Origin of the sequence: Rhodanobacter humi (assembly GCF_041107455.1) — a bacterium.
In the GTDB taxonomy this organism is placed as follows: Bacteria; Pseudomonadota; Gammaproteobacteria; order Xanthomonadales; family Rhodanobacteraceae; genus Rhodanobacter_A.
In genome coordinates this window covers 1,685,382-1,700,156 of sequence record NZ_JBGBPY010000001.1, presented here as the reverse complement: position 1 = coordinate 1,700,156, position 14,775 = coordinate 1,685,382, and the positions used below count along the sequence as shown (strand labels likewise).

Genomic DNA, 14,775 nt, shown 5'->3' with positions numbered 1-14,775 from the left:
ATGGGTGCGTTTGCCTGGATCGACCACGCACTGGTGCTGGCCATCCATGATCGGCAGTTGGCCGAGCATGGTGGGGCGGAAGGCGTGCGCGACGATGGCTTGCTGGAATCCGCACTGGCGCGGCCGCAACAGATGCTGGCCTGCGCCGGGCCGGCACCTGATCTGGCTGACCTTGCTGCTGCCTTGGCACATGGCTTGGCACGCAATCATCCGTTTGTCGATGGCAACAAGCGCACGGCTTACGTCGTGTGCCGCACCTTCCCTGCGTTGAATGGTGCGAGCCTGGCCGCCGATGCCGAGGACAAGTACCAGACCTTCCTCGCCCTCGCCGACGGCCGCCTGAGTGCGGAAGCCTTCGCCGCCTGGCTGCGCGAGCACCTGCGCACGCAACACGTGCACGAGGCGCCGGCGCATTACCAAGGCAAGACGAAGGGCCGGGCGAAGACGGTCAGGACGCGCTGAGCAGGGCGTGCAGTCTGGCCAGCGCCAGCGCGCGGTGGCTGAGCGTGTTCTTCAGCACCGGATCGAGTTCGGCGGCGGAAAGCGTCTGGCCCTGCGGCAGGAACAGCGGGTCGTAGCCGAAGCCCTGCATGCCGCGCGATGCGTGCAGCACGTGACCGTGCCAGCGACCCTCCGCGATCAGCGGCGCCGGGTCCTCGGCGTGGCGCAGCAGCACCAGCACGCAGATGAAGAAGGCGCTGCGTTGCGCGTCCGGTACGCCTTCCAGTGCGCGCAGCAGCTTGGCGTTGTTGGCCGCGGCGTCGCCATGGTTGCCGCTGTAGCGCGCGGAATACAGGCCGGGCGCGCCGCCGAGATGGTCCACGCACAGGCCGGAGTCGTCCGCCAACGCGGGCAGGCCGCTGGCGCGTGCGGCGTGGCGGGCCTTGAGCAGGGCATTCTCGACGAAGCTGAGCCCAGTTTCCTCGGCGTCGTCCACGCCGAGACTGACCTGCGGCACGACCTCGAAACCGCTGTCGGCGAGCAGTGCACTGAATTCCTTGAGCTTGCCGGGGTTGCCGCTGGCGAGAACCAGTTTCATGGCTTCAGTTCCAGCAGATCCCAGCGATTGCCGTAGATATCCTCGAAGACCGCAACGGTTCCGTAATCTTCGTGGCGCGGCGCTTCGGCAAAACGCACGCCGCGCGCTTTCATCGCGGCGAAGTCATGGTCGAAATCGTCGGTATGGAGGAAGAACCCTACGCGCCCGCCGGTCTGGTTGCCGATGCGCGTGCTTTGGGCGTCATTCGCCGCTTTGGCCAGCAGGATGCCGGTTGCAGCGCCAGGTGGGGCCACGAGCACCCAGCGCTTGCCGTCTTCGAGCGGCGAATCCTCGCGCAACTCGAAACCGAGTACCTGCGTGTAATACGCGATCGCCTCATCGTAATCCGCCACGACGAGCGCGAAACTGGCGATGTATTGGGCCATGGGCGCGGGATCGTGTGGACGGTCAGGTCGTCAGCGCCGCGTGCTGCGCGGCGACCAGCTCGGCTATGCCCTTCTCGGCCAGCGCCAGCAGTGCATCCATCTCGTCGCGGCGGAACGCATGGCCTTCGGCGGTGCCCTGCACCTCGATGAAGCCGCCACCGTCGTTCATCACCACGTTCATGTCGGTGTCGCAGTCGGAGTCCTCGGCATAGTCGAGGTCGAGCACGGGCTGGCCCTTGTAGATGCCGACGGACACCGCGGCCACCGCGCCGATGATCGGGTTGCGCTTGAGGTTCTCGCGTTGCATCAGCGCGTTCACCGCATCGACCAGGGCCACGTAGGCGCCGGTGATCGCCGCGGTGCGGGTGCCGCCGTCGGCCTGGATCACGTCGCAATCCAGCGTGATCACGCGCTCGCCCAGCGCCTGCCGGTTCACGCAGGCGCGCAGGCTGCGGCCGATCAGGCGCTGGATCTCCATGGTGCGGCCGCCCTGGCCGCCGCGCGCGGCTTCGCGCTGCATGCGAGTGTGGGTGGCGCGCGGCAGCATGCCGTATTCGGCGGTGACCCAGCCTTCGCCCTTGCCGCGCAGCCACGGCGGCACGCGGTCCTCCACGCTGGCGGTGCACAGCACCCGGGTGTCGCCGAAGCTCACCAGCACCGAGCCTTCGGCGTGGCGGGTGTAATGGCGTTCGATGGCGACGGCGCGCAACTGGTCGCTGGCGCGGCCGCTGGGGCGTGCGGACTGGTTCATGGAGGTCGATTGGGCAAGGCTGGGCGGGAAAGTTTACCATTGCGGCCTTTCCCGCCCACCGCAGGCCGCCAATGATCCGCAGCATGACCGCCTATGCCTCCGCCGAAACCGGCGGCGCCGCCGGCACGCTGAGCTGCGAGTTGCGTACGGTCAATCACCGTTACCTGGAACTCTCGCCGCGCCTGCCGGACGAGCTGCGCAGCCTGGAATCCCAGTTGCGCGAGCGCATCGCGGCGCGGCTCTCGCGCGGCAAGGTGGACGTCACCGTGCGCAGCACCAGCGATTCGCAACGCGAATCGCTGCAAATCAACAATGAGCTTCTGAATCAGTTGTCCAAGCTGAACTTGCAGTTGATCCCGGCATTCCCCGGCATGCAAGTGCAGTTCACCGAGTTGCTGCGTTTCCCGGGCGTGCTGCAGCAGGACGCGGCCGACCCCGAGGCACGCCAGGCCGCGCTGTTCGAGGTGCTGGACCGCGCGCTGGACGCGCTCACCGCCACCCGCGAACGCGAGGGCGCCAAGCTGGGCGGGATCCTGCGCGAGCGGCTGGACGCGATCGAGCGCATCGTGGCCCAGGTGCGCGAGTGGATGCCGGAGATCCGCGCCGCGCTGCGCACCCGACTGGAAGCTCGGCTGGCCGACCTGAAGCAGCCTGCCGATCCCGGCCGACTGGAGCAGGAGCTGGTGCTGCAGATCACCCGCAGCGACGTGGACGAGGAACTGGATCGCCTCAGCACGCATATCACCGAGACGCGCCGCGTGCTGGGCCTGAAGGAGCCGGTGGGGCGTCGCCTCGATTTCCTGATGCAGGAATTCAACCGCGAGGCGAACACGCTGGGCTCCAAGTCGGTGGATGCGCGCAGCACGAATGCCGCGGTGGAGCTCAAGGTGCTGATCGAGCAGATGCGCGAGCAGGTGCAGAACATTGAATGAGCGTGTCTGGCAAGTCCCGACCCCTCACCCCAACCCTCTCCCCGGCGGGGAGAGGGCGCGAACGTGCTGCGCGCTTTCATGAAAATTGAAGCTCAGGGCACGCTGTTTGTCGTCGCCGCCCCCTCGGGCGCGGGCAAGTCCACCCTGGTCAACGCGCTCTTGGAGCGTGAGCCGGCGATCTCGCTGTCGGTGTCGCACACCACGCGGCCGCCGCGACCGGGCGAGCAGTACGGGCGGCACTACTACTTCGTCGAACGAGCGGAGTTCGAACGCGAAGCTGCCGAGGGCATCTTCCTCGAACATGCCGAGGTGCACGGCAACCTGTACGGCACCTCGCGCGACAAGGTGCAGGCGCTGCTGGCGCAGGGTCGCGACGTGCTGCTGGAGATCGACTGGCAGGGCGCGGCACAGATCCGCAAGGGCAAGCCCGACTGCGTCGGCGTGTTCATCCTGCCGCCCTCGCGCACCGAGCTGGAGCGCCGCCTGCGCGGCCGCGGCTCGGATGCGCCGGAAGTGATCGAGCGCCGCCTCGCCAATTCGCGCGGTGAGATCGCCCACGCCCACGAGTTCGACTACATCATCGTCAACGACCGCTTCGAGGATGCGCTGGACGAGCTGCAGGCCATCGTGCGTGCGGTGCGCCTGCGCAGTTCGCTGCAATGCCGGCGGCACGAGACGCTGATTGCCGAGCTGCTGGCCTGAATGCCGCCGCGCGCCCCGGCTTGGCGCTGTATCGCCGCTCCGCTAACGTAGCCCGCCTATGAATGCCGCCGCCGCCCCCTCCGACGACACGCTGATCCGCATCCGCGGCCTCACTACCGTGCTCAACGGCAAGAAGGTCTTCGACGCGCTGGACATGGACATCCCGCGCGGCAAGGTCACCGCGATCATGGGGCCCAGCGGCACGGGCAAGACCACCCTGCTCAAGCACATCACCGGACAGATGCGCGGCGACGCGGGACAGGTCCTGGTGGACGCGAAGAACGTGCCGGAACTGAGCCGCGAGGCGCTGTACGCGCTACGCGAGAAGATCGGCTACCTGTTCCAGAACTCGGCCCTGCTCACCGATTTCGACGTGTTCGAGAACGTGGCCTTCCCGCTGCGCCAGCACACGAAGCTGCCGGAAGTGCTGATCCGCAACATCGTGCTGACCAAGCTGCAGGCGGTGGGCCTGCGCGGTGCGGCGGCGCTGCAGCCGAGCGAGCTGTCCGGCGGCATGGCGCGGCGCGTGGCGCTGGCGCGCGCGATCGTGTTCGACCCGATGCTGATCCTGTACGACGAGCCGTTCGTGGGCCTGGACCCGATCGCGCTGAACCAGGTGCTGAAGCTGATCCGCACGCTCAACCAGACGCTGGGCATCACCAGCGTGCTGGTGGCGCACGAGTTGGACGCGATCAAGCAGGTGGCCGACCACATCTACCTGATCGCGAACGGCAAGGTGGTGGCGCAGGGCGATCCGCAGACCATCGCCGACGACGGCTCGCCGTGGACGCGGCAGTTCTTCGGTGGCGAGGCGGACGGCCCGGTGCCGTTCCAGTATCCGGCCGGCGACTACGCCGAGGCGCTGGGCTTTCCGCGAGGTGAGGCATGAACGCACGCATCGGACGCGACAACATCGTGACCCAGTCGCTGGGCCAGATCGGCAATTGCGGCCTGTTCCTGCTGCAGATCCTCGCGGCGATCCCGCGCAGCCTGCGCCATGCACGCGAGACGGTGCGCCAGTTGTGGTTCGTGGGCGCGATGAGCCTCACCATCATCATGGTCTGCGGCCTGTTCGTGGGCATGGTGCTGTCGCTGCAGCTGTACCATGTGCTGTCGATCTTCGGCGGCACCGCGGCCACCGGCACGGTGGTGGCGATCTCGATCTACCGCGAGCTGGGGCCGGTGGTCACCGCGCTGCTGTTCGCCGGCCGCGCCGGCACCGCGATCACCGCCGAGATCGGCCTGATGCGCGCCACCGACCAGATCGCCGCGATGGAGCTGATGGCGGTCGATCCCTTGGCCTACGTAGTGGCGCCGCGCTTCCTCGCCGGGCTGATCGCGATGCCGCTGCTGTGCTGCGTGTTCTGCGCGCTGGGCATCTTCGGCGGTCATCTCGTGGGCGTCTCCTGGCTGGGCATCGACAACGGCACGTTCTGGTCGAACATGACCGCCACCGTCGACGTGTGGCAGGACATCATCAACGGCGTGATCTGGAAGAGCCTGGCGTTCGGCGCCGTGGTGGCGCTGATCGCGGTGTACCAGGGCTATACCGCGCCGCCCACCAGCGAGGGCGTGGCCTATGCCACCACTCGCACCGTGGTCGCCTCGTCCATCGCGATCCTGGCGCTGGACTTCGTGCTGACCGCCTTCCTGATGTGACCCCATGAACAAGCGTATTTCTTTGAGGATGTCGCCGTGAGCCAGAGAAAATCCTATGCCGTCGGCACCGGCCTGTTCATCGTGCTCGGCTTCGCCGCGCTGGCCTATCTCGCCACCCAGACCAGCTCGGTGGCGAACCGTCACCAGGGCGCCAGCTACACGGTGGATGCGCAGTTCGAGAACATCGGCCAGCTGAAGGAGCGCGCCCCGGTGAAGATCGCCGGCGTGCGCGTGGGCCAGGTCGAGTCGATCGCGTTGGAGCCGGGCAAGTCGGTGGCCGACGTGAAGCTGGCCATCGACAAGCAGTACGCCACGATCCCCGCGGATTCGGTGGCGACGATCTTCACCAGCGGCCTGCTCGGCGACCAGTACGTGGGCATCGAGTACGGCCACGCGAAGCAGTACGTCGCCGCCGGCGGCAAGCTGGGCCTGACCCGTTCCAGCCAGCCACTGGAGGAGATGCTCGGCAAGTTCTTCGGCGCCGGCGGTTCGGCCGACGCGATCGGCGGCAGCTACGAGGTCACCGCGCATTTCAGCAACGTGGGTTCGCTGTCGGCGGGTTCGCCGGTGAAGATGGCGGGCGTGGCGATCGGCCGGGTGCTGTCCGTGCAGGCCGAGCCGACCAAGCTGGATGCCGTGGTGACCCTGGCGATCGACAATCGCTACAACCAGATCCCCGACGATTCCGCCGCCGCGGTGTTCACCAGCGGTTTGATCGGCAGCCAGTACGTTGCGATCCAGCCCGGCGGTTCGCCGGACATGCTGAAGAACGGCGACGAGATGATCCTGACCCAGTCGGCGATGCAGCTGGAAGACCTGATCGGCAAGTTCTTGGTCAACGGTTCCGGCGACGGCGCGAAAAAGGATGCCGGCTCGTCCACCACCCCCGCCGGCAAGCACTGAGCCGGTTCCCCGCACACAGGAGTTTTCGCATGATGCGTCATCTGGCTTTCGCCATTGCCGTGGCCTGCGGCGGCATGCTCGCTGCCCCGGCCTTCACGCAGCAGGCAGCCCCACAGGCCGCCGCCCAGCAGACCCCGGAACAGGTGGTGCAGGAGATCGCCCACCAGCTCGACACCGCCGTGGCCGGCCACAAGGCCGAACTGCAGCAGAACAAGGAAAAGCTGGTCGGCATCATCAACCAGGTGTTCCTGCCGCACTTCGACGTGGACTACGCGGCGATCCTGGTGCTCGGCCAGCATGCCCGCGAGGCCACGCCCGACCAGCGCGCGCGGTTCGCCAAGGTGTTCTACAACTCGATCACCCACCGCTACGCCGAGGGTCTGCTCAGCTACACCAATGGTGCGGTGAAGGTGCTGCCGTTTGCCGGCGACCTCAACGCCAAGCGCAGCCTGGTGCGCACCCAGGTCGCCACCGGCGACGGCAAGACGGTGTCGGTGGACTTCGCGTTCCGCAAGACCGCCAGCGGCGAGTGGAAGGCCTACGACGTGGTGATCGAGGGCATTTCCTACATCACCAACTACCGCAACCAGGTCGATGCGGAGATCCGCAAGGTCGGCCTCGACCAGCTGATCAAGAACCTGCAGACCCAGGGCGACCAGGCGCTGAAGGCGATGGAGCAGCAAGGCGGCAAGGCCCATGGCGGCTGATTCCGCGTTGCGGCTGGACCGTGGCACGCCGGGCACGCTGGTGCTGTCCGGTGCGCTGAGCTTCGCGACCGCCGCCGCGGCGCTGCAGGCGCTGGACGAGGCCTTGCGGCCGGGCGATCGCGCAAGGCTCGACCTGGCCGGGGTGAGCAGCTGCGACAGCGCGGGGCTGGCCTGCCTGCTGGCCGTGCTGGCCGAGGCGCGTGGCCGTGGCCAGGCGCTGAGCCTGCAGCACGTGCCGGACGGATTGCGCACGCTGGCCAGGGTCAGCGGCGTGGAAGCCTTGCTGGCACCGGCCTGAGGCAGCCAACCGGACGTGGACACGAAAACGGGGCCGCTGGCCCCGTTTTCGTGTCCACCTGTGCAGCCGGCTCAGTTCTTCGTCGGCGCGGGCTTCGAGGTGGCGTGCTGCTGTTCCCACTGCTTCTGCTGCTGCAGCAGTTCGTCGGGATCGAAGCCCGGCTGGTCGACGCCCTGCATCTTCTCGATCACGTCGGCCGGCGGGTCGCCGTCGTACAGCTTGTACAAACGGCGCTGGCGGTAGGCGTCGCGCAGGAAGGCGTAGGGGTCGTAGGCCGACTGCAGGAAGCCTTCCGCGTCGATCAGCTGCGAGCGCATCGACACCACGTACAGCACCTGCGGCAGGTAGTACTGGCCGTAGCTGAAGGCTTGGTTCTTCGCGATCAGGCTCAACGGGTCGAAGAAGTAGCCGTCCACCGGGTAGTGCCAGACGTCGCGCACCGTGCTGGGGCCGAGCAAGGGCAGCATCAGGAAGTCGCCTTCGGGTACGCCCCAGCGCGCCAGGGTGATGCCGAAGTCGGTGGTCTCCAGCGGCAAGCCCAGCCTGGTGGCCGGATCGAAGATGCCGCCCACGCCGACGGTGAGGTTGATCAGGAAACGCCCGGTGTTACCCAGCGCTTCGGAAGGCCGCGCCTGCAGCAGGTTGTTGGCGATCGTGATCGGCAACTCGATGTTGGTGAAGAAGTTGTTGACCGAGCGCCGCACCGGCGGGTTGGTCACCTTGCGATAGCCCACCGCAGCCGGGCGCAGCACCGCCTTGTCCAGCGTGTCGTTGAACGCATAGACCTTGCGGTTGACCTTCTGCAGCGGGTCGTCGGTGCGCGGCGGCGCGATCGCGCAGCCGGCCAGCAGCACTACGGCGAGCAGGGCGAGGCCGCGGCGCAGCAGGGAGGAATGAAGCAGGGAGTGCGTCGGCATGGGGTTGCGGCCAGGATGGGGACGTGGCTGGAAACGCTGGAGCTTCAATAGTGTACTGTCTGGTTTTATATCCTGCACGCGTTTCGCCCTGCTTTCGTGGGCCGGCGGCGAAAACCGCTTATGGTACGCACGACTCGCATTGCCAGGCCAGCGCCGGCTGCTCTACACTGGCGACCTGTATAAGTCTCTATTTTTTTGAGGATTTGGCATGGCACGCATTACCGTGGAGGACTGCCTCGAGGTGGTCGACAACCGATTCGAGCTGGTGCTGATGGCGACCAAGCGCGCCCGTCAGCTCGCCAAGGGTGCCGAACCGGCGGTCAATCCCGACAATGACAAGCCCTCCGTGCTGGCGCTGCGCGAGATCGCCGGTCGCCGCATCGACCAGGCCACCATCGACGAGATCGACAAGGCCGAACGCGAGCGCGCCGAACGCGAGGCGCTGGAATGGGCCGCCGCCGAGGTGGACGACGATCTGTCCAAGGTCGGCGACGATTGATGGAGGGCGGCTGTAGACCGCGCACGCATCGCATCGGGGCGGCCGATGTGCTTGCACGCGCGGCCGGCCGCGTTCCACCCAGCTGCATGACCGCGCCGTCGGCGCGACCCCGTCGGCGCGTCCAGCCATGACCGCCGCCAGCACGCCAACCGTCATCGACCCCGCTGCGCTGCCGCCCTACGTGCAGGCGCTGAAGGACCAGCTCGGCTATCTGCCGGCGCCGCAACTTGAGCGCGTGCTGCGCGCATTCCAGGTCGGCGCGCAGGCGCACGAAGGCCAGACCCGCAAGAGCGGCGAGCCCTACATCACCCACCCGGTCGCCGTGGCCGGCATCCTCGCCGAGCTGGGCATGGATGCCGAGACCATCATCGCGGCGATTCTGCACGACACCCTGGAAGACACCGCGCTCAGCCGCAGCGCGCTGGCCGGCGAGTTCGGCGAGACCGTGGCCGAACTGGTCGACGGCGTCACCAAGCTGGACAAGATGCGCTTCGGCAGCCGCCAGGAGGCCGATGCGGAGAGCTTCCGCAAGATGCTGCTGGCGATGGCACGCGACCTGCGCGTGATCCTGATCAAGCTCGCCGACCGCCTGCACAACATGCGCACGCTGGGTGCGAAGGACCCGCCCTCGCGCCGCCGCATCGCGCGCGAGACGCTGGAGATCTACGCGCCGATCGCCCAGCGCCTGGGCATGAACAAGATCAAGGCCGAGCTGCAGGACCTCGGCTTCCGCGCGTTGCACCCGGACCGCTACCGCGTCATCAGCGAGCGCATCCGCGCGGCGCTGGGCAACCGCCGCGAGGCAATGGGCCGGATCGAGACCGCGCTGTCGCAGCGGCTGGCCGCCGAGCACCTGCCGGCGCGCGTGGTGGGGCGCATCAAGTCGCCGTGGAGCATCTATTCGAAGATGCACAGCGAGCACAAGAGTTTCGCCCAGCTGATGGACGTGTACGGCTTCCGCGTGGTGGTCGAGAGCGCGATGAATTGCTACATGGCGCTGGGCGTGGTGCACGGGCTGTACAAGCCGGTCGACCGCCGCTTCAAGGACTTCATCGCGATCCCGAAGGCGAACGGCTACCAGTCGCTGCATACCGTGCTGCTGGGGCCGTTCGGCGCGCCGATCGAGGTGCAGATTCGCACCGCCGAGATGGATTCGGTGGCCGAGCGCGGCGTGGCCGCGCATTGGGCGTACAAGACCGATTCCGGTCCGGCCAACAGCGCGCAGGCGCGTGCCCGCGAGTGGCTGTCCTCGCTGGCCGACAGCCAGGTCAACACCGCCTCGTCGGACGAGTTCATCGAGAACGTCAAGATCGACCTGTTCCCCGACGAGGTCTACCTGTTCACCCCGCGCGGCGACATCCTCTCGCTGCCGCGCAACGCCACCGCGCTGGATTTCGCCTACGCCGTGCACACCGACGTGGGCGACCACGCGGTGGCCGCGCGCGTGGACAAGAAGCTGCTGCCACTGCGCACGCGGCTGGAATCCGGCCAGCTGGTGGAGATCATCACCGCGCCGTCGGCGGTGCCGAACCCGGCCTGGCTGGAGTCGGTGGTCACCGGCAAGGCGCGCACCGCGATCCGCCAGTACCTGAAGCACCTGCAGCACGAGGACGCGGTGGACTTCGGCCATCGCATGCTCGACCGCGCGCTGGAGGCGCGCAGCAGTAGCCTCGACGCGATTCCGACCGAAGTGCTGGACCGTTTCCTGCACGAGATCCGGCTGAAGCGGCTGGAGGAACTGCTGGCCGAGATCGCGCTGGGCAACCGCATGCCCGACGTGGTGGCGCGCCACCTGCTTGCGCTGCGCGACGGCCAGTCCGACGACGCGGCGCCCGGCGCCAGCCCGGTGCACGAGAAGATCCGCATCACCGGCGCCGAGCGCGGCGTGCTCAGCTTCGCGAACTGCTGCCATCCGCTGCCGGGCGATCCGATCATGGGCTACCTGTCGCCGGGCAAGGGCATCGTGGTGCACCGCGAGGAATGCCCGAACGTGGCCGAGCTGCGCAAGTCGCCGGAGCGCTGCGTGGCAATCGAGTGGGACCACGACGTGCAGGGCGACTACCGTGCCGAGCTGCGCATCGAGGTGATCAACCGCCCCGGCGTGCTCGCCACCATCGCCGCGGCGATCGCGGCGGCCGACTCCAACATCGACAACGTGGAATACGCCGAGCGCGACCTCGCCGCCGCCACCCTGCTGTTCGCGATCGAGGTGAAGAACCGCAAGCATCTCGCCGACGTGATCCGCCGAGTGCGCCGCACCGGCGTGGTGAGCGGGGTGTATCGATATCCCTTGTAGCCGGGAATAGGGAATGGGAAACAGGGCGTCGGCTGGCGAGCCCGCACTCGCGCGCGCTACGCTTGGGCCTTTCCGATACCCCAATCCCTGACCCTGAGGAAAACCCATGTCCCGCCAGATCATCGCCACCACGGAAGCTCCCGCTGCCATCGGCCCCTATTCGCAGGCCGTGCGTGCCGGCGACACCGTGTATTTCTCCGGCCAGATCCCGCTCGATCCGGCCACCGGCAACGTGGTCGAGGGTGACATCACGGCGCAGACGCGCCGCGTGTTCGACAACCTGGTGGCGGTGGCGCAGGCCGCCGGCGGCTCGCTGGCGCAGTTCGTGCGCGTGGGCATCTACGTCACCGATCTGGCGAACTTCGCCGCGGTGAACGCGGTGATGGCCGAGTACTTCCAGGCGCCGTACCCCGCGCGCGCCACCATCGAGGTCTCCGCGCTGCCCAAGGGGGTGCAGGTGGAAGTGGACGCGATCATGGTGCTGGGCTGATCCGTTCCGCGTGGCGATGAACGTCGCCGCCGCTGCAACGGACGCGGGCGCGCAACCCGTGTCGTCGCTGCCAGGCGTGGGTCCGGCGCTCGCGGCCCTGCTGCACAAGCTCGGGCTGGAACGCGTGCAGGACCTGTGGTTCCACTTGCCGCTGCGCTACGAAGACCGCACCCGCGTCACCGCCATCGCCGACCTGCGCCCCGGCCAGAGCGCGCAGGTGGTGGGCACGGTCGAGGCGGTGGAGCGCGGCTTCCGCTACCGCCCGCAACTGAAGGTGGCGATCGCCGACGACTCGCGGCAGACCCTGCAGCTGCGCTTCTTCCACTTCAATCGCGCGCAGGCCGAGCAACTCGCGCCGGGCACGCGCCTGCTGTGCTTCGGCGAGGCGCGCTTTGCCGCGCAAGGCCTGGAGATGGTGCACCCGCAGTATCGTCGGCTGGCCGCCGGCGAGGCCGTGGCGGTGGAGGACCGGTTGAGCCCGGTCTATCCCACGACCGAAGGCCTGGGCCAGAAACGACTGGCCGGCGTGATCGCCAAGGCGCTGGCGCTGCTGCCGCCGGAACCGGTGCTGGAGCTGATCCCGCATGAACTGTGCGCGGCGCACGGCCTCGCCTCGCTGCGCGAGGCGCTGCTCACCGTGCACCGGCCGCCGCCCGATGCGCGGCTCGACCTCTTGCTGCACGGTCGCCACCCCGCGCAGCAGCGCCTTGCCTTCGAGGAACTGCTGACCCAGCACCTGAGCCTGAAGCGGATGCGCGCCGCGATGCAGCGGCGTCGCGCACCGTCGCTCGCCGTCGCCGGTGCATTGCGCCGGCAATTGCTCGCCGCGCTGCCGTTCGCGCTCACCGCCGCGCAGCAGCGCGTGGACGCGGAAGTGCGCCGCGATCTCGCGCAAGCGAGCCCGATGCTGCGGCTGGTGCAGGGCGACGTGGGCTCGGGCAAGACCGTGGTCGCCGCACTGGCCGCGCTGGCCGCGGTGGAATCGGGCCGCCAGGTGGCGCTGATGGCGCCCACCGAGCTGCTGGCCGAACAGCACCTGCGCAACTTCCGCCACTGGCTGACGCCACTGGGCGTGGAGGTGGAGTGGCTGGCCGGCAAGCAGCAGGGCAAGGCGCGGCAGGCGGCGATGCATCGCGTGGCCGCGGGTGCGCCGGTGACGGTGGGCACGCATGCATTGATGCAGGAAGACGTGGCCTTCGCGCGGCTGGGCCTGGTGATCGTGGACGAGCAGCACCGCTTCGGCGTGCAGCAACGCCTCGCGCTGCACGACAAGGGCGTCGACCGCGCGCGTGGCGAGGTGCCGCACCAGTTGGTACTCACCGCGACCCCGATCCCGCGCACGCTGGCGATGAGCGCCTATGCCGACCTTGACGTCTCCGCGATCGACGAACTGCCGCCCGGCCGAACGCCGGTGCAGACCGTGGCGGTGTCCAACGCGCGCCGTGCCGAAGTGATCGAGCGCATCCGCGTGGCGTGTGCCGAGGGGCGACAGGCCTACTGGGTGTGCACCCTGATCGAGGAATCCGAGCAGCTGCGCGCACAGGCCGCCGAGGTGGCGCATGCGGAGCTTTCCGCCGCGCTCGCCGGCTGCAAGGTGGGCCTGATCCACGGTCGCCTGAAGCCCAAAGACAAGCAGGCGGTGATGGATGCGTTCAAGGCCGGCGAGCTGGCCGTGCTGGTCGCCACCACGGTGATCGAGGTGGGCGTGGACGTGCCCAACGCCAGCCTGATGGTGATCGAGAACAGCGAGCGGCTGGGCCTGGCCCAGCTGCACCAGTTGCGCGGACGGGTGGGGCGCGGTGCGGTGGCTTCGAACTGCGTGCTGCTGTACCAGCCGCCGCTGGGCCAGCTGGCGCGCGAACGGCTGGCGGTGATGCGCGAGACCAACGACGGCTTCCGCATCGCCGAAAAGGACCTGGAATTGCGCGGCCCCGGCGAAGTGCTGGGCACGCGACAGACCGGCCAGCTCAGCTTCCGCATCGCCGACCTGTCGCGCGACGCCCATCTGCTGCCCGCGGTGCAGCAGGTGGGCGAGCGCCTGCTGGCCGCGCACCCGCGCGAGGCGGATCGGCTGATCGCGCGCTGGATCGGCGGTGCGGCGCGCTATGCGCGGGCGTAGCGTGGGTATTGTGCGAGCGCGGGGCAGTGGTAGCTGCAGAATTGCCTGGAGCATGCTGAGTTAGACTTGCCGACTTTTCCGAGGAAAAGTCGGCCATGACCATACCGCAACTGCTGATCGACACCGACCCCGGCGTGGACGACGCGCTGGCCATCATGATGGCGCACGCGCATGCCGACATCGCGGCGCTGAGCGTGGCCGCCGGCAACGTGGGCCTGGGCCATACCGTGCGCAACGCACGCACCTTGCGCGACCTGCTGGGCGCGACGTTCCCGGTGTTCGCCGGCTGCGCCACGCCGCTGGTGCGCGCGCCGGACGAAGATGCTGCCTTCGTGCACGGCATGGACGGTCTCGGCGACGTGGGCTTTCCCGAGCCGAAGGCTGCGGCAGAAGGCGAGGTGGCTGCGCTGGCGCTGCTCAGGCTCACCCGCGAACGTCCCGGCGAACTGACCCTGGTGGCGCTGGCGCCGCTGACCAATCTCGCGCTGGCGTTGCGGCTCGATCCGACCTTGCCGCAGCGGGTCAAACGGTTGGTGGTGATGGGTGGTGCTGTGACCGGCCATGGCAACACCGGCAGGATTCCTGCGGAGTTCAACATCGGCTTCGACCCCGAAGCCGCACACGTGGTGTTCGAGGCGTTTTCCCGGTTCGACCTGGTCGACTGGGAGGCCACCCTGCGCCACGGCTTCGACGACGCCGAATTCGATGCCTGGCTGGCGACGGGCGACCAGCGCGCGGCGTTTTTCGGCAAGGTGTTCCGCACCGCGCGCGACTACAACGCCAAGCACGACCGCAGCGGCGTGGTCGCCGCCGATGCGCTGGCGATGGCGGTGGCGATCGATCCCTCCATCGTCACGCGCAGCGAGATCCGGGCGGTGGCGGTGGAGCTGGACGGTCGGCTCACCCGTGGCGCCACCGTGGTGGACTGGGCGAACCGGCTGGGTCGGCCCGCGCAGGCGCGCATCGTGCTGGAGGTGGACCAGGCCCGGTTCGCGGCGATGGTGCGCAAGGCGCTGGGGGTGGCGTGACGGCCGCGGTGGTTGACGCAACGCCGCACGGCTGGGTAAACTTGTCCTC

General features: G+C 68.5%; 17 protein-coding genes. 13 read left to right on the top strand and 4 right to left on the bottom strand.

Annotated elements, in window-relative coordinates:
• Window positions 1–462: a type II toxin-antitoxin system death-on-curing family toxin gene (locus AB7878_RS07545; protein WP_369493767.1), complete on the top strand. Its 462-nt coding sequence runs from the start codon at window positions 1–3 to the stop codon at window positions 460–462.
• On the opposite strand, the gene rdgB is transcribed toward AB7878_RS07545, so the two are convergent.
• The 3 genes from rdgB to rph are packed head-to-tail and all read right to left on the bottom strand — an operon-like array spanning window position 449 to window position 2,176.
• Complete coding sequence (rdgB, locus tag AB7878_RS07540) at window positions 449–1,039, bottom strand: RdgB/HAM1 family non-canonical purine NTP pyrophosphatase (RefSeq protein WP_369493766.1); 591 nt, start codon at window positions 1,037–1,039, stop codon at window positions 449–451. The genes AB7878_RS07545 and rdgB overlap by 14 nt on opposite strands.
• On the bottom strand, window positions 1,036–1,425 hold the full coding sequence (locus AB7878_RS07535) for a VOC family protein (RefSeq protein WP_369493765.1): 390 nt from the start codon (window positions 1,423–1,425) through the stop codon (window positions 1,036–1,038). The genes rdgB and AB7878_RS07535 overlap by 4 nt, the downstream gene beginning before the upstream one ends.
• A gap of 22 nt (window positions 1,426–1,447) precedes the next feature.
• A complete protein-coding gene (gene rph, locus AB7878_RS07530) occupies window positions 1,448–2,176 on the bottom strand; it encodes a ribonuclease PH (protein WP_369493764.1) in 729 nt (242 codons plus the stop codon).
• Between the two features lie 71 nt (window positions 2,177–2,247).
• Between rph and AB7878_RS07525 the strand changes: the two genes are divergently transcribed.
• The 7 genes from AB7878_RS07525 (at window position 2,248) to AB7878_RS07495 (ending at window position 7,377) form a co-directional block, all read left to right on the top strand.
• Complete coding sequence (locus tag AB7878_RS07525) at window positions 2,248–3,108, top strand: YicC/YloC family endoribonuclease (RefSeq protein WP_369493763.1); 861 nt, start codon at window positions 2,248–2,250, stop codon at window positions 3,106–3,108.
• 78 nt (window positions 3,109–3,186) lie between these two features.
• Window positions 3,187–3,810 carry a guanylate kinase gene (gmk, locus tag AB7878_RS07520; RefSeq protein ID WP_369493762.1) on the top strand — a complete coding sequence of 208 codons (624 nt, stop codon included), beginning with the start codon at window positions 3,187–3,189 and terminating at the stop codon, window positions 3,808–3,810.
• Between the two features lie 58 nt (window positions 3,811–3,868).
• Window positions 3,869–4,699, top strand: a complete 831-nt coding sequence (locus AB7878_RS07515; RefSeq protein WP_369493761.1) for an ABC transporter ATP-binding protein — start codon at window positions 3,869–3,871, stop codon at window positions 4,697–4,699.
• Window positions 4,696–5,469, top strand: a complete 774-nt coding sequence (mlaE, locus tag AB7878_RS07510; RefSeq protein ID WP_369493760.1) for a lipid asymmetry maintenance ABC transporter permease subunit MlaE — start codon at window positions 4,696–4,698, stop codon at window positions 5,467–5,469. The genes AB7878_RS07515 and mlaE overlap by 4 nt, the downstream gene beginning before the upstream one ends.
• 36 nt (window positions 5,470–5,505) lie before the next feature.
• Complete coding sequence (mlaD, locus tag AB7878_RS07505; RefSeq protein ID WP_077484984.1) at window positions 5,506–6,372, top strand: outer membrane lipid asymmetry maintenance protein MlaD; 867 nt, start codon at window positions 5,506–5,508, stop codon at window positions 6,370–6,372.
• 29 nt (window positions 6,373–6,401) lie between these two features.
• Window positions 6,402–7,079 (top strand): MlaC/ttg2D family ABC transporter substrate-binding protein, encoded by a 678-nt coding sequence (locus AB7878_RS07500; protein ID WP_369493759.1) that lies wholly within the window; start codon window positions 6,402–6,404, stop codon window positions 7,077–7,079.
• Window positions 7,069–7,377, top strand: a complete 309-nt coding sequence (locus tag AB7878_RS07495; RefSeq protein ID WP_369493758.1) for an STAS domain-containing protein — start codon at window positions 7,069–7,071, stop codon at window positions 7,375–7,377. Before AB7878_RS07500 ends, AB7878_RS07495 begins: the two co-directional genes overlap by 11 nt.
• 71 nt (window positions 7,378–7,448) lie before the next feature.
• Here AB7878_RS07495 and AB7878_RS07490 read toward each other — a convergent pair whose 3' ends face one another.
• Entirely contained in the window at window positions 7,449–8,294 is an 846-nt protein-coding gene (locus AB7878_RS07490; RefSeq protein ID WP_369493757.1) for an MlaA family lipoprotein, read from the bottom strand.
• Between the two features lie 208 nt (window positions 8,295–8,502).
• On the opposite strand from AB7878_RS07490, the gene rpoZ reads away from it, so the two are divergent.
• The 5 genes from rpoZ to AB7878_RS07465 all read left to right on the top strand — a co-directional run bounded on the left by rpoZ (window position 8,503) and on the right by AB7878_RS07465 (window position 14,726).
• Window positions 8,503–8,793 carry a DNA-directed RNA polymerase subunit omega gene (gene rpoZ / locus AB7878_RS07485; protein WP_077484992.1) on the top strand — a complete coding sequence of 97 codons (291 nt, stop codon included), beginning with the start codon at window positions 8,503–8,505 and terminating at the stop codon, window positions 8,791–8,793.
• Window positions 8,794–8,920: 127 nt separating this feature from the next.
• Window positions 8,921–11,089, top strand: a complete 2,169-nt coding sequence (locus AB7878_RS07480) for a RelA/SpoT family protein (RefSeq protein WP_369493756.1) — start codon at window positions 8,921–8,923, stop codon at window positions 11,087–11,089.
• 106 nt (window positions 11,090–11,195) lie between these two features.
• Window positions 11,196–11,579 (top strand): RidA family protein, encoded by a 384-nt coding sequence (locus AB7878_RS07475; protein WP_077484996.1) that lies wholly within the window; start codon window positions 11,196–11,198, stop codon window positions 11,577–11,579.
• A 16-nt stretch (window positions 11,580–11,595) separates the two neighbouring features.
• On the top strand, window positions 11,596–13,698 hold the full coding sequence (gene recG, locus AB7878_RS07470; RefSeq protein ID WP_369493755.1) for an ATP-dependent DNA helicase RecG: 2,103 nt from the start codon (window positions 11,596–11,598) through the stop codon (window positions 13,696–13,698).
• 95 nt (window positions 13,699–13,793) lie between these two features.
• The gene (locus tag AB7878_RS07465) at window positions 13,794–14,726 is read left to right on the top strand and encodes a nucleoside hydrolase (protein ID WP_369493754.1); all 933 of its coding nucleotides are present in this window, start codon (window positions 13,794–13,796) and stop codon (window positions 14,724–14,726) included.
• Window positions 14,727–14,775: the final 49 nt, after the last annotated feature.

Bases quoted from the DNA above. Each gene is read 5' to 3' on its own strand.
- AB7878_RS07545 (WP_369493767.1), top strand. From the start codon at position 1: ATGGGTGCGTTTGCCTGGATCGACCACGCACTGGTGCTGGCCATCCAT.
- rdgB (WP_369493766.1), bottom strand. From the start codon at position 1,039: ATGAAACTGGTTCTCGCCAGCGGCAACCCCGGCAAGCTCAAGGAATTC.
- AB7878_RS07535 (WP_369493765.1), bottom strand. From the start codon at position 1,425: ATGGCCCAATACATCGCCAGTTTCGCGCTCGTCGTGGCGGATTACGAT.
- rph (WP_369493764.1), bottom strand. From the start codon at position 2,176: ATGAACCAGTCCGCACGCCCCAGCGGCCGCGCCAGCGACCAGTTGCGC.
- AB7878_RS07525 (WP_369493763.1), top strand. From the start codon at position 2,248: ATGATCCGCAGCATGACCGCCTATGCCTCCGCCGAAACCGGCGGCGCC.
- gmk (WP_369493762.1), top strand. From the start codon at position 3,187: ATGAAAATTGAAGCTCAGGGCACGCTGTTTGTCGTCGCCGCCCCCTCG.
- AB7878_RS07515 (WP_369493761.1), top strand. From the start codon at position 3,869: ATGAATGCCGCCGCCGCCCCCTCCGACGACACGCTGATCCGCATCCGC.
- mlaE (WP_369493760.1), top strand. From the start codon at position 4,696: ATGAACGCACGCATCGGACGCGACAACATCGTGACCCAGTCGCTGGGC.
- AB7878_RS07500 (WP_369493759.1), top strand. From the start codon at position 6,402: ATGATGCGTCATCTGGCTTTCGCCATTGCCGTGGCCTGCGGCGGCATG.
- AB7878_RS07495 (WP_369493758.1), top strand. From the start codon at position 7,069: ATGGCGGCTGATTCCGCGTTGCGGCTGGACCGTGGCACGCCGGGCACG.
- AB7878_RS07490 (WP_369493757.1), bottom strand. From the start codon at position 8,294: ATGCCGACGCACTCCCTGCTTCATTCCTCCCTGCTGCGCCGCGGCCTC.
- rpoZ (WP_077484992.1), top strand. From the start codon at position 8,503: ATGGCACGCATTACCGTGGAGGACTGCCTCGAGGTGGTCGACAACCGA.
- AB7878_RS07480 (WP_369493756.1), top strand. From the start codon at position 8,921: ATGACCGCCGCCAGCACGCCAACCGTCATCGACCCCGCTGCGCTGCCG.
- AB7878_RS07475 (WP_077484996.1), top strand. From the start codon at position 11,196: ATGTCCCGCCAGATCATCGCCACCACGGAAGCTCCCGCTGCCATCGGC.
- recG (WP_369493755.1), top strand. From the start codon at position 11,596: ATGAACGTCGCCGCCGCTGCAACGGACGCGGGCGCGCAACCCGTGTCG.
- AB7878_RS07465 (WP_369493754.1), top strand. From the start codon at position 13,794: ATGACCATACCGCAACTGCTGATCGACACCGACCCCGGCGTGGACGAC.